The 13,592-nt window shown below is 59.5% G+C and carries 11 protein-coding genes; 4 read left to right on the plus strand and 7 right to left on the minus strand.

All coding sequences use genetic code 11. From position 1 onward, the window contains the following. The first annotated feature begins 51 nt into the window (after nt 1–51). The 4 genes from HPY65_15975 to katG all read left to right on the plus strand — a co-directional run bounded on the left by HPY65_15975 (nt 52) and on the right by katG (nt 4,882). Nucleotides 52–1,104, plus strand: a complete 1,053-nt coding sequence (locus tag HPY65_15975; protein NPU85974.1) for a 4Fe-4S binding protein — start codon at nt 52–54, stop codon at nt 1,102–1,104. A 17-nt stretch (nt 1,105–1,121) separates the two neighbouring features. Further along, a complete protein-coding gene (locus tag HPY65_15980) occupies nt 1,122–1,775 on the plus strand; it encodes a TetR/AcrR family transcriptional regulator (protein ID NPU85975.1) in 654 nt (217 codons plus the stop codon). A 313-nt stretch (nt 1,776–2,088) separates the two neighbouring features. Continuing rightward, the gene (locus HPY65_15985) at nt 2,089–2,553 is read left to right on the plus strand and encodes a transcriptional repressor (GenBank protein ID NPU85976.1); all 465 of its coding nucleotides are present in this window, start codon (nt 2,089–2,091) and stop codon (nt 2,551–2,553) included. A 112-nt stretch (nt 2,554–2,665) separates the two neighbouring features. After that, the gene (katG, locus tag HPY65_15990) at nt 2,666–4,882 is read left to right on the plus strand and encodes a catalase/peroxidase HPI (GenBank protein NPU85977.1); all 2,217 of its coding nucleotides are present in this window, start codon (nt 2,666–2,668) and stop codon (nt 4,880–4,882) included. 181 nt (nt 4,883–5,063) lie between these two features. On the opposite strand, the gene HPY65_15995 is transcribed toward katG, so the two are convergent. From HPY65_15995 to HPY65_16025, 7 genes are all read right to left on the minus strand, one after another. Then, nucleotides 5,064–6,590 (minus strand): acyl--CoA ligase, encoded by a 1,527-nt coding sequence (locus tag HPY65_15995; protein NPU85978.1) that lies wholly within the window; start codon nt 6,588–6,590, stop codon nt 5,064–5,066. A gap of 96 nt (nt 6,591–6,686) precedes the next feature. Continuing rightward, complete coding sequence (locus HPY65_16000) at nt 6,687–8,162, minus strand: aldehyde dehydrogenase family protein (protein ID NPU85979.1); 1,476 nt, start codon at nt 8,160–8,162, stop codon at nt 6,687–6,689. Between the two features lie 17 nt (nt 8,163–8,179). Continuing rightward, complete coding sequence (locus HPY65_16005) at nt 8,180–8,644, minus strand: hypothetical protein (protein NPU85980.1); 465 nt, start codon at nt 8,642–8,644, stop codon at nt 8,180–8,182. Nucleotides 8,645–8,734: 90 nt separating this feature from the next. Beyond that, nucleotides 8,735–9,952, minus strand: coding sequence for an iron-containing alcohol dehydrogenase (locus HPY65_16010; GenBank protein NPU85981.1), 1,218 nt, complete (start codon nt 9,950–9,952; stop codon nt 8,735–8,737). A 309-nt stretch (nt 9,953–10,261) separates the two neighbouring features. Next, a complete protein-coding gene (locus HPY65_16015) occupies nt 10,262–12,259 on the minus strand; it encodes a sigma 54-interacting transcriptional regulator (GenBank protein ID NPU85982.1) in 1,998 nt (665 codons plus the stop codon). Nucleotides 12,260–12,353: 94 nt separating this feature from the next. Further along, a complete protein-coding gene (locus HPY65_16020) occupies nt 12,354–13,286 on the minus strand; it encodes an MBL fold metallo-hydrolase (GenBank protein NPU85983.1) in 933 nt (310 codons plus the stop codon). Nucleotides 13,287–13,455: 169 nt separating this feature from the next. Beyond that, nucleotides 13,456–13,592, minus strand: a 137-nt coding sequence (locus tag HPY65_16025; protein ID NPU85984.1) for an acyl-CoA dehydrogenase, incomplete at its 5' end; no start/stop codon positions are given.

The raw sequence follows: 13,592 nt of genomic DNA on the forward strand, positions 1-13,592 counted from the left end.
CGTCGATTTGTGAATGATCCATTATAGTTTGCATATTTGAGGGATGGAGCGATGAGCAGCGACGTATACGCCAGGCTGAGGCGCTTTCTGGATGCCCTGCCCGCCGGGTTTCCCGAGACGCCCAGCGGCACCGAGATCAGGATACTGAAGAAGATGTTCACCCCGGCAGACGCGGAATTCGTCATGAACCTGAAGGACACCCCGGAGCCGGCGGCGGACATCGCCCTTCGCATCGGGACCGATGAAGCCGAGGCTGAAGCCAGGCTGGAGGAGCTGTCCCGGAAAGGGTTGATCTTCAAGACATATCGCGATGATCGGCGCCTGTACCAGGCCTACCAGTTCGCCATCGGGCTCTACGAATTCCAGGTCAACCGCCTGGACCGGGAATTCTGCGAGCTCTATGAAGAATACCTTCCGTATCTTGCGCTGTCGCAAGCCAGGCTGACCGGCCAGCACCGCGTCATCCCCGTCGAGTCCTCCCTGCAGGAAACCTCGAGCGTCACCCCCTACAACCGGATTCGCGAGATCGTCCGGGGGGAGGAGCTGATCTCCCTGAGCCCCTGTATCTGCAAGCAGGAGCGGCATATGCTCGGTCAGCCGTGCGACAAGCCGCAGGAGGTCTGCATGATGTTCGGCCATTTTGCCCGCTTCTACATCGACAACGGCTACGGTCGGCCCATTGGCGTGGAGGAGGCGCTGCGGGTGCTGGATGTCGCGGAGGAGAACGGCCTGGTGCTCACCTGCAGCAACGCCCGCAAGCTGGAGACCCTTTGCTGCTGCTGCACCTGCTGCTGCCCCATGCTGAAGAACATCAAGGGCCTGAGGAGCCCGGCCCGGTACATATTGTCTTACTATCGCGCGGTCATGGATCAAAACGCCTGTGTCGGCTGCGATGCCTGCATCGGGATCTGCCCCATGGATGCCATCGGATCCGGCGAGGATGTCCCCGAACTCAACGAAAAGCGCTGCATCGGGTGCGGACTTTGCGTGAGCAAATGCCCCGCCGGCGCTCTCTCGCTCGCGGAGCTTCAGGACCGGAAGGAGCCCCCCCCCACGATCGAGGGCGTCATGGAGCGCATGGCAGCGGAGCGCGGGCTTCGATAAAAAAGGAAACAGGGAACATGAAAACAAAAAAACCGGGCATCCTGTCCAGGGCCGGACAGAGAAGGCAGCGGGAGAAGGAGGGCCGGCGCGACGCCATTCTGAAGGCGGCGATGGCCCTGTTTGCCTCGGAAGGCTACCGGCAGGCCAGCATGGAGCGCATCGCCGACGAGGCCGAGGTGTCCATCGGCACCGTTTACATCAACTTCAAGAGCAAGGAGGAGATCCTGGCTCACCTGATGGACGAGATCGCCTACGAGATCCGCAAGATCGTCGGCGACAACTTCCGGGCCTCCGAAGACCCCTACGAAGGTATGAGGAAATCTGGCATCGCCTTCATGACGGAATTTTGCCAGCAGTACCCGGAGAAGATCATCATCCTGTACCGGGAGTCGGTGGGGAAGAGCCCGCTCCTCGAGGCGCACCGGGAGAAGATGCACAAGCAGCTGATCAACGACCTGCAGGGCGCCGTCGAGACGCTCAAGGAGAAGAGCGGCTTCCGCTTCCGCAGCGACCTGTCCTCCGAGATCATCGCCACCTGCATCGGCGGGATGTACGAGCGGATCGCATACCAGTTCATCATCTGGCAGGACCGCACGGACGAGCTGGACGAAGCGAGCGAGGAAGTAGTCGATTTCCTGATCGGGGGGATCGACGCCCTGCGGAAGAAATAATCACCGCGGGACAGAGTCTCGTTTGTGACTACAGAAAAGACGTCCAAACGACATGACTTTCTGAAGCCGGACGTTTTTCTTCACCGACAAACACTCATCCTTGCCGGTCACAGTCATGGCTCTCCGACACAAAGACGCCATCGCTCACCTCTCATACGATCCGGAAACAGAAATCAGCCATTGAAAAAGATGGATCCCGCAATGCCATCATTACCCCCATCGACCGTCGCCGTCCGACTTCGACGGAAAAAATCTTGACAAGAGATGGATGCTCTGCCAGAAGGCAATCAGGAATGGTTCCGAATTAAGGACAATGGAAAAAGAAACGATCATTCAACGGTTGAAGGAGAAAGGCCTCAGCATCACAAATCCGAGACTGGCCATCATCGACGTGCTGGTTGAGCAGGGGCATCTTCATCCCGGCGCGTCCTTCATTTACAGCGAGGCCAGGAAAAAGCACGGAAGCCTGAGCCTTTCGACTACATACGCCACGATCAACGAGTTCAATCGGCACGACATCATCAAGGCACTCGAGTTTGACGGAAGGGAAAACCGGTGCGAAGTCAATCTGGACGAGCACATCAATCTCATCTGCGACCGATGCGGAAAGATCATCGATTACAAGCCCCCCATTTCCGTCAACCGGACGGAGGTGGCAAAGACGACGGGTTTCGTTATCACGGGTAACCGCTCTGAATATTACGGATTTTGTGAGGACTGCAGCAAAGACCAGGACAGTGCTTCTCCCGAAGGAAAACCGCGCAAGCGCCGTTCCTGAGGGCAGTCAAAAATTTTTTCCTTTTGATCAGGAATCATTCCTGATTTTGTCGCTTCCGATTCAACAACCCTTTAAACCTATTGAGACAAATAAAACGAAAGGAGAAAATAGGATGAGTGAAAACAGCAAGTCCCCGTCAGCGGGAAACGGACGCAACCCCATGGCCGGCAGAGGCACGACAAACCGCGACTGGTGGCCGAACCAGTTGAACCTCAAGATACTTCATCAACACGACAAGAAAAGCAACCCGATGGATCCGTCTTTCAACTACGCGGAGGAATTCAAGAAGCTCGATCTTGCAGCCTTGAAGAAGGACCTCTATGGACTGATGACCGACTCGCAGGACTGGTGGCCCGCCGATTGGGGCCACTATGGGGGGCTCTTCATCCGGATGGCATGGCACAGCGCCGGCACCTATCGGATGGGCGACGGCCGCGGCGGCGGCGGGCGCGGCAACCAGCGTTTTGCTCCTCTCAACAGTTGGCCGGACAATGTCAACCTCGACAAGGCGCGCCGGCTCCTCTGGCCGATCAAGCAGAAGTACGGCCGGAAAATCTCCTGGGCCGACCTGATGATCCTCGCCGGCAACTGCGCCCTGGAGTCGATGGGATTCAAGACCTTCGGCTTCGCCGGCGGACGTGAGGACATCTGGGAGCCGGAAGAAGACGTCTACTGGGGCTCCGAAGAGGAATGGCTGGCGACGAGCGACAAACCCAAAAGCCGTTATGCCGGTGAGCGGGAGTTGGAAAACCCCCTGGCGGCCGTGCAGATGGGCCTGATCTATGTAAACCCGGAAGGCCCGGACGGTAACCCGGATCCGGTCGCCTCCGGACGTGACGTCCGGGAAACCTTTGCGCGCATGGCCATGAACGACGAAGAAACCGTCGCGCTTGTCGCCGGGGGTCACACTTTCGGCAAGTGCCATGGCGCCGGTCCGGCGACCCACGTGGGACCCGAGCCCGAAGCCGCCTCCATCGAAGAGCAGGGCCTCGGCTGGAAGAGCAGCTTTGGCACCGGCAAAGGCGGCGATACGATCTCGAGCGGCATCGAGGGCGCCTGGAAGCCGAACCCGACCAAATGGGACCTTGGCTATCTGAGGGTGCTGTTCCAGTACGAGTGGGAACTGGTCAAGAGTCCGGCCGGTGCTCATCAGTGGCTGGCCAAGGATGTAAATGAGAGGGACATGATCGTCGACGCCCATGATCCGTCCAAAAAGAACCGGCCGATGATGACCACGGCGGACCTCTCCCTTCGCTTCGATCCTGTCTACGAGCCCATCGCGCGGGACTACCTGAAGAATCCCCAGAAATTCGCCGACGCCTTTGCCCGCGCGTGGTTCAAGCTGACCCACCGCGACATGGGCCCCCGCTCGCGCTACCTCGGCCCGGAGGTCCCGGCAGAGGAACTGATCTGGCAGGACCCCATCCCCGCCGTCAATCATAAACTGATCGGTGGACGGGAAATCACCTCCCTCAAGCGCAAAATCCTGGCTTCCGGCCTGTCCGTGTCGGAGCTGGTTTCAACCGCCTGGGCGTCTGCATCCACCTTCCGTGGCTCCGACAAGCGCGGTGGGGCAAACGGGGCGCGCATCCGTCTGGCGCCGCAGAAGGATTGGGAAATCAACCAGCCCGCCCGGCTGGCGAAGGTGCTCAAGACCCTGGAGAGCATCCAGAACGCGTTCAACCGCGTGCAGACAGACGGCAAGAAGGTATCGCTGGCTGACTTGATCGTGCTGGCCGGCTGCGCGGGCGTCGAGCGGGCCGCGAAGAATGCCGGTCACAAGGTGAAGGTTCCCTTCACGCCGGGGCGGATGGACGCCTCGCAGGAGCAAACCGATGCGGCCTCGTTCGCCGTGCTCGAGCCGAAGGCGGACGGTTTCCGAAACTACCTCAAGGCCAAATACAGCGTATCGGCGGGAGAGTTGCTGGTTGACAAGGCGCAACTGCTCACGCTGACGGCACCCGAGATGACGGTTCTCGTCGGCGGCATGCGGGTCTTGGATGCCAATTTCGGACAGTCCCGGCACGGTGTATTCACCAGGCGGCCGGAGACGCTCACCAACGACTTCTTCGTGAACCTGCTCGACATGGGCACGACGTGGAAGGCAACCGCAGAAGACGATGACGTGTTTGAGGGTCGCGATCGCCGAACGGGCGAACTCAAGTGGACCGCCACCCGTGTCGACCTGATCTTCGGTTCGAACTCCCAACTCCGGGCCCTGGCGGAAGTCTACGGATGGGAGGACTCCCGGGAGAAGTTCCTGCACGACTTTGTCGCGGCGTGGAACAAAGTCATGAACCTTGACCGTTTCGACCTTGCCCGAGCCTAGCAGAAACGTCTTCGTGGGCTTCGGACGGGGCGGCGGAAAGCGGCCATCGAACAACCGGTTCCAGCGGTCGGCTGATCGCCGCCGCTGAACCGGAGCGTTGCACATTTCTCAAGAGCACGCATCTGCATTGTCCGGGCCTTGTGATCCGGAAGCTCCCGGATCACAAGGCCTCAGGCTGAACTTATTTCTTGAAGAGCTGTACCAGAACCCCTTTGTCAATCTTCATGGCAGCATTCTTCGGCATCGTCTCCACAAATTTGATCACCCGCGGTTTCTTGTAGCCGCTCAAATCCTTCCGGCTGCTGCAATAATCAAAGATCTCCTGCTCCGTCAGGCTCGGATCCTTCTTCACGATCACGGCGGCCACCTGTTGCCCCCAGTCGTCATGCGGAATTCCGAGGACAAAGGCCTCCGCCACCTTGGGATGGCCTGCCAGCACGGGAATGATCTCGCCGGGATAAATATTCTCGCCGCCGCTGATGATCATGTCGTCCACTCTCTCCTTGAAGAAGAGATAACCGTTCTCGTCCTGAACGAAAACGTCTCCCGTATGCTGCCAGCCGTCGGATGTGAAAAGCTTCTCGGTGTCTTCCGGCTTGTTCCAGTAGCCGGGGGTGATGTTGTCGCCGATGACCACCAGCTCTCCCGGCTGCCCCGGAGGGACTTCCTTCCCTTCCGAATCGACCAGTTTGCCCTTCATGATCTGACTCAGGAGCTTCCCGACGGATCCGGGCACCCTTGTGTCATTGGAGTCATAGTTGATCGATGAACCGACATGCTCCGTCCGTCCGTAAAGCTCCAGTGTTCTGACTTCGAATTTGCTTTCAAACTTCGCATACATCGCTGCCGGAATCGGCGATCCTCCGAATGCAACATGGTGCAGGGAGCTCAGGTCATACGTTTCCAGGTTTTCAACCGTGGCCAATTGGGCACCCATCAGACCCACGAGGAATGCCCAGGTCACCTTGTTCTTCTCCACGGTCTCCAGGAATCCCGTCGGACTCCATCCACCCGGCGTAAACACGACGGCTCCGCCTGTAAGAATCGCCGCCAGTGAAGCGATCGTGCCTCCGACATGGAACAGCGGTGCGATGCAGAAAAACCGGTCGGTCGACGTGATCCGCTGGGTATAGGCAAATCCTTCCGCGCTGACGATGTTGTTGCGGTGGGTCTGCCGGACGCCCTTGGGACGTCCCGTCGTCCCGCTGGTGTACATGATCATGGCCAGATCGTCGTCCAGGGCCGGGTGGATCTCGGTCTCTCCGGGATATCGGGCCAGGATGTCCTTCAGGAGGACCATTCCCGGTTTGGGGTCGTCCCCGTCGGCGATGACGATCTGCCGGATGCAGCCTTCCTCCTTCTGCAATTCGCTCATGACGGCAGCGTGCTGGCTCAAGGTGAAGACGGCGACCGCGCCCGAATCCTTCAGGACATACCGGAGCTCTTCCTTCTGGAATCGATAGTTCAACGGAATGGGTACGATTCCGGCCTTCAAGGCGCCGTACAGGAAATAAAAATATTCGGTGCAATTGGGGAGATAGATAATCCCTCGCTCCCCCGGCCTGATTCCCGCTTCCTTCAGTCCGTTCGCGATCTTATTGGATATCTCTTCCAACTGATCATAGGTTGTTTTCCGGTTGCCGTCGATGGCCACCGGATTGCTGCCGAATTCCCGCGCTCTCATTCTGAAATACGTTGCGATATTCACGTTTCCTGCTCCTTGTCTGTTGAAACTGGTTTTGTTCCATCCGGATCGCCTTCGCGAACCTCATACCCCATGGCATCGGGAAACGATGTCCGGGCGTCAATACGCCCCCATCAACTCCTCGCTGAGGCTGATCATGATGTTTTTCTGCTGGGAGTACGCATCGAGAACCATGATGTGGTTTTCGCGCCCGATGCCCGACTGCTTGTAGCCCCCGAAGGGAGCGTGGGCCGGCAGCAGGTTGTAGCAGTTCACCCACATGCGCCCCGTCTCGACGGCCCTGGACACGCGGAGGGCCCGGTTAATGTCCTGGGTCCAGACGCCGCCTGTCAGTCCGTAGATACTCTCGTTGGCCATCCGGATCACATCTTCTTCCGTCTTGAACTTGATGAAGCAGACCACCGGCCCGAAGATCTCCTCCCGGGCGACGCGCATACCGTTGTCCACGTCGGCCAGGATCGTCGGCTTCACGAAAAATCCCTTCGCAAAATCCCCGTCCGTAACGCGGTAACCGCCGCAGGCAACGTTCGCTCCCTCCTTCCTGCCGATTTGCACATACTCCAGGACCTTCTTCAGTTGAGCCTCGTTGGCGAGACACCCCATCTGCGTTCCGATGTCCCAGGGCATGCCGAGAATGACGTTTTCGAAAGCCTCCACGCAATCCGCCAGGAAGCGGTCGTAGATGTCTTCATGCACAAAGACACGCGATCCCGCGCAGCAGACTTGTCCGACGTTGAAAAGGATCCCCAGGGCCGCGCCCTCGACCGCCTTCTTCCAGTTGCAGTCCGGGAAAAAGATGTTGGCGGACTTGCCGCCCAGTTCGAGCGTGGCTGGGATGATCCTGTCCGCGGCAGCCCTGGCGACGGTAAGGCCGACCTCGGTGGAACCGGTGAAGGAGATCTTCCGGATGCCTTCGTGTGTCAGGACGGAACCGCCCGTCGTCGATCCCCGTCCGGTGACCACGTTAACGACCCCCGGCGGCAGGACCTGCTCCATGAGCTTCGTCAGTTCCAGGAGGCTCAGGGACGTCTCCGACGACGGCTTGATCACCACGGTGTTCCCCGCCGCCAGCGCAGGCGCCAGTTTCCAGGTCGCCAGGGCGAACGGGAAATTCCAGGGCACGATGAGCCCCACGACGCCGATGGGCTCCCGGAGCACGAGGCTCAGGGTCGTCTGGTCGATCATGACCGCCCGGCCCTCTTCGGTCCGGACGGCGCCGGCCATGTAGCGGAACTGGTCCGCGCCGAAGGGGATGTCGATCCAGGAAGGCTCGCGGATGGCCTTCCCGGTGTCGAGGGACTCGATCTCCGCCAGGTGGTCGCCGTGTGCATCGATCAACGCGGCGATCTCCATCAGCATGGCGGCCCGATCGGCCGCACAGACGTCCTTCCAGTTTTCGTATGCCTTCCGGGCGGCCTGGACGGCGCGGTCCACGTCCTCGGCGCCGGCATCGACGAAGGTCGACAGCAGTTCCCCGTTTGCCGGGCAGCGGGACTCCAGCGTCCTGCCTTCGATCCCGTCGACCCACTCGCCGCCGATGAACAGCCTGTAGCTGGTATCAGCCGGATTGTTCATGGAAACAAAACCTCCTTTCAGGCCGCCGTGCCCTCATCGTCCGTCTTCGAGAATGCGTAGTTGCACTCGACCTTCGCGTTGTGCTCGTTCCACGAATTGAGGCCCGGCATCATCTTGAACAGCTGGGTCTTCTTGCCCTCGACCTTGTATTCCGGGGAAGCCAGGGCCTTGAGCGGGCTCATCTCCCCCCGATTGAGCTTGGCCATCATGTTGAAGGGACAGGAAAACCGCGTCACGCAGGAGTCGTCGTAGGGGGCCTCCCTCAATTCCTTCCACGGCGCGGGCTTCGCCTCGAACGCGACGCCCGTGCATTTGCCGTTCGCAAAGTCCCATACGGCCACCCGGTCTTTCCCGTCCGGTCCGTCCCAGACCCGGAACATGAATTTCCCGTTCAGTTTGGCGGCCTTCTTCAAATGCTCCTCGGATTCGTTCAGGTTTTTCCGGCAGGCTTCGAGCCACGCTTTCCCGTAATACGTAACCATTCGACCCTCCTCCTTTGGATTTTTCGTTCTCTGTCTTCCCCGTCCCCCGATATGGAGATGCGGACGGGTTCCTCTTCCCGGAATGCCTCCTCAGACCCCGATGCACCTTCGCACGAGGGTCTCGAAGGCCGGGGTCCTGCTGATGCCGACGGGATTGAACGCCATGCAGGCATCGTCCATGCTCTGCTCGATCAGGGCCTCGACGGTCGCTACGTCCGTCGGGAACCCATAGTCCTTGTATCTGAACTTCACACCGACCCGGGCATAGAGGTCCCTGAGTTTCTCGATTGCTTTCATCCCCAGGGCTTCATCCGACAGACCGTCGTCCTTCACGCCCAGGGCCCGCGCCACCGTGGCATAGACGTGCGGCACCTCCTTCATGTTGAATTCCATGACGTAGAGGTTGGCGATCGCCACGGCCAGTCCGTGATGGAGATGATGCAGGGCGCCGGCCGTGTGGCCGATCCCGTGGTCCGCCCCCGGAAGGGCGGTCTGGAAGGCAATGCCCGACATGCAGGAGGCAATGAGCATCTTGGATCGGACATCGAGGTTCTCCCCGTTCGTGTGCCAGGCCTCCTCGATGTTGTCCGCGATCATCTCGACCGCCCGGAAGGCAATGGCATTGGACAGGTCCTGCCGGTCCCCGGACGCCAGCGCCCCGATGGAATGGGTCAGGGCGTCCAGGGCCGTGGCCGCCACGAGATGCCGGGGCAGGCTCTTCGTCAGTTCCGGGTCCAGCACCGCAAGCTTGGGGATGAACTTGTAGTCGCCGATGATCAGCTTCTTCTTCTGCGCCCGATCCATCACGACGGCCCCCCAGGTCACCTCCGACCCGGTGCCGGCGGTGGTGGGGATGCAGATGATCGGTTTCGTCTCCGCCGGGACCAGGTACAGGCCGACATAATCCTCCAGCTCACCGCCGTTCGATTCGAGAACGGCGGCGGCCTTGCAGGCATCCATCACCGATCCGCCGCCGAGGGCAATCCAGAAATCCGCCCCGGCGTCCGCAGCGACCTTTGCAATCTCATACACCTGCTCCCGGTCCGCCTCTTCCAGCACCCGGTCGAAAACGGCCGCCACTTCGATCGCGCTTCCTTTCAGGGCATCCAGCAGGTAGTCCAGGAGCCCCGCTCCCTTGACGCCCTGATCCGTGACGACACAGGCACGGCTCCTGCCCTCAAACTGCCAGTCCAGGCCAAGATCGTCGGCCAGGTCGCGGACCTTGCCGTTGCCGAAGATGATCCGGGTCGGATTCCACCACTGGAAATCCATGTTGTGCAAAGGGACGTTTCTGAAGATCTGGCTCATGCGGATTCTCCCCTCTCCTGTTTTTCTTCCACAACATTCCGCGGCGGCCGCCCGATCGGAATGCAACCCTCATTGCACCGACCGTGCCGAGCGCGCGGAAACACCGGGGCCATTCTCCCGGTTAACATCCCGCCAGGAGCCGGCCGTCATGAACGGTAGTGATATTATAGATTTATGGCTTGTGGAGGGGGTTGAGAGCTTTCTTCCGGAGAGGGATCGAGGGGCTGGTAACCTGAAAAAGGGAAGCAGAGGCGGCAAGGCACCTGCATCAGGACAATACAGGTGCCTTAACGTAAGACAGGTGTCCGGTCACTCGACAGACTTCAGAACGGCCATTTCGTACTTCTTCATTTTTCGATATAGCGTGTCCCGGGATATTCCGAGTTTCCTGGCCGCTCCCGAAACGTTTCCTTCGCTTTCTTCCAGGGCGGTTCGGATCATGGAATTTTCAACGTCCGTCAAACGGATGGAATACATTTTTTGTTTGTGGACCGGTTCTGATTTTTTCATCCGAACAGCCCTTCCGCCATCATGTTCCCGGGAAAAATCCTCCAGGGAAAGAACGCTTCCTTCCGAGAGGGTGATCGCCCGCTCGATCCAGTTTTTCAGCTGCCTCACATTTCCCGGCCAGGGCTGGTTCTTCAGGTATTCCATCGCTTCCGGGGTGATCTCCGTCACGTCCTTCTTCAGCCGGTTGCCGATTTCCTCCATGAAGTATCCGATCAGGATCTCGATATCCTCCTTCCGCTCGTACAGAGGAGGAATGACGATCTCGACGACGTTCAGCCGGTAGTACAGATCGCTTCTGAAATTGCCGTTCTCGACCTCCTCCTCGAGGGACCGGTTCGATGCGGCGATGATCGTGGCCTCCAGGGGGATGCAATGCTTCCCGCCCAGCCGCAGGAATTTCCTCTCTTCCAGGACTCTCAGGAGTTTCGCCTGCATGTCCAGGGACATGCCGTTGACCTCGTCGAGAAACAGGGTCCCCCCATTGGCAAGTTCGAATCGGCCCGGCTTACCCGAGGCGAGGGCTCCCGTGAACGTGCCGGCTTCATACCCGAACAGCTCGCTTTCGATGAGATCGTTGGGAATGGCGGAACAGTTCAGGCCGAGGAAGGGGCCCGTGGCGCGCGGCCCATGGTTGTGAATGCTCTGCGCCAGCATTTCCTTTCCGGTGCCGGACTCGCCGCAGATCACAACATTGGACCCGGTCTCCGCAACACGTTTCGCAAGGGCGATGGTTTTCCGGATGCCCCTGCCCGTCCCCCGGATATCGGGAAACCGGTACCGGGCGTCAAACCCGGCAACCTGCTTCACCAGGCTCTGGATCTTTTTGAATTCCCTCAGGACGATCAGGCTTCCGACATTCCTGGAATCCGGACCGACAATCGGATTCAGGGTCAGGAGACACCGTTCCCGCCTGTCCGGCTTCCCCAGGAATATCTCGTGATCATCGAGCGGCCGGTTCGTTGCGACGGCCGCGAGTATTTCCGTGCTGTTCAGGATCCCGCGGATGTTCTTTCCGCGTGCCTCTCCGGAACGAACGGCCAGGATTTTTTCCGCCGCCCGGTTGATATGCGTGATATCGCCCTTCTCGTCGAGGATGATGAGACCATCCACCATGGTCTCCATGGCGGACCTCAGGTAATGCGAGGCAATCTCCAGGGCCCGCAGTTCCTCTGTCACACGCAGTTGATTCTCGATGGCCCTGGCCGCGGCGACGATCATCCCGAACGTATGCGGATGCTTCTGGGCGGACTCATAGGTCGATGTAATGTCCAGGGTTCCGATTACGTTGTTATGCTTGTCGTGGATCGGAGCCGCCGCGCAGCTTGCCAGGTGAATCACCTGGAGATAGTGTTCCTCGGCAACGATCTGATAGGGCGTTCCCAGCTTCAAGGCCAGGCTGGGCGCGGTCGTCCCGAAATTCGCTTCGCTGAAGCAGTTGCCGGCCACGGCATTGTTCTGCCGGCAGTATTCCCAGATTTCCCCCTCTCCGATGGCATCCAGGATAAACCCGTTGCGGTCGGTGAGGAAGAGGACCATCTGAAGCCCGCTGATGAGCCTGGAAAGACCCTCCAGGAAGGGTCGGGCCGCTTCGATCAGGACTCTGTTTTCCCTCAGGGTATTCTTCTTTTCCGCTTCCGTGAGACGGCTCGGCACCGTCCCGGACCGGGGATCGAGCCCATCCGCCCTGCATCTCTGCCATGACCGGAGGATCTCGTCCCTGACGACTCCGCCTCTCACGGTGCCGGTGGAAACAAACTCCTCCCAGGCGGCCTTCAGCTTTTCTCTATCGACGTCCATGTCGTTCCTTCAATTCTTCCATCCGTTGCTGAATCGGGTCACAATGAACACCGGATCGTCCTCGGGCAACGCTTCCCGGAAGCGAGCCATCCGATCAGTTGTCGATCCTTTCCCTCATGGCCGCGACGGCCTTCACTTGCGCCGTCAGGTTCGTCACGTAGGCGTTTCTCTCCTGGTAGACGGATTTCTTCTCGTCGTATTCGACCCGCGCCATCGTTGCGGCCGCCCGTTCGATATCGCCGTTTTCCATGTCCAGGTACGAGTCGATCAGGTCCCGGTAGGCGTGGGCGTCCCGGAGGGCCATGTCCATGAAGCGCGGCACGTCATCATCGGTGTAATAATAGAGATGGGACATGGCGATCACCTTCACGGAGGAACCGAGCGACCTCAGTTTTTCGATGGAGCTCACGTAATCCGGAAACGATGTCAGGAACTCGACTTTGTTGAGGTCTTCCCGTTCCATGATCGGATTTCCCAGAGCCTCTCCGGGAAAGAGGATACCTTGTTCCCTGAGAAAATACGAGAGGTGGTCCCGGGTGTGGCCGGGCGTGGAGAAGACTTCGCAGGTGCAGTCCCCCAGATCGACCGCATCCCCTTCCCGGAGCGGATCGGCAAACTCCACGGGGCCGATCCGAGTTTCTTCGACACCCTCGTCTTTCACTTCGATGTCGTCGAAGTATTGCGCGGTCTGGTCGCTCAGGAAGTTCATTACCTTCAGGGTTTTCTCATTCTCCAGCAGGCGCCCCGTCGATTCATGCGCCCTGAGCTCCAGTCCGGGAATCGACCGTTTCAGAAACGGCAGGGCTCCCATGTGCTCGTAGTGGCCATGGGTGACGAAGAGGCTGTCCAGGGAGTCCGGGCTACCGAGAAACTCAGACGCCTGGCGGAGATAGGAAGGCCCCAGGATGTTCAATCCCGCTTCGATCATGACGCTCCGCTTGCTCCCTTTGACGATGTAACCCGGATAAACCGTATGTCCCGTAATAAAAATCCGATCGTTCAGTTTCCCTTCTGCTGCCCTTCTCATTCCAGAAACGTTTCTCTCTTTCCTCTGTCTTACATTTTCCCCGGGCCATTCCGTGCCGGCGACCCTCCGGGGGGGGTCCGGGAACAGGCGGACGGAAAAGGAGGGAAGAAAAACCATCCGCCTGTTTGTTCCCGGATTTAAGCGATGCGTGAATCGCTTCCTGCTTTTTTCAGGCAGGCTTGTAGCGGTTCAGGCTGTCCCGGGCGATGAAGGCGCGCTGCATCTCCGAGGTGCCGTAGGCGAGCTCGGCGAAGCGGGCGTCCCGGTACAGGCGCTCCACGGCGGGCCCCTTGACGTAGCCGTGGC

This window comes from Syntrophaceae bacterium, from assembly GCA_013177825.1.
Lineage (GTDB): Bacteria > Desulfobacterota > Syntrophia > Syntrophales > PHBD01 > PHBD01.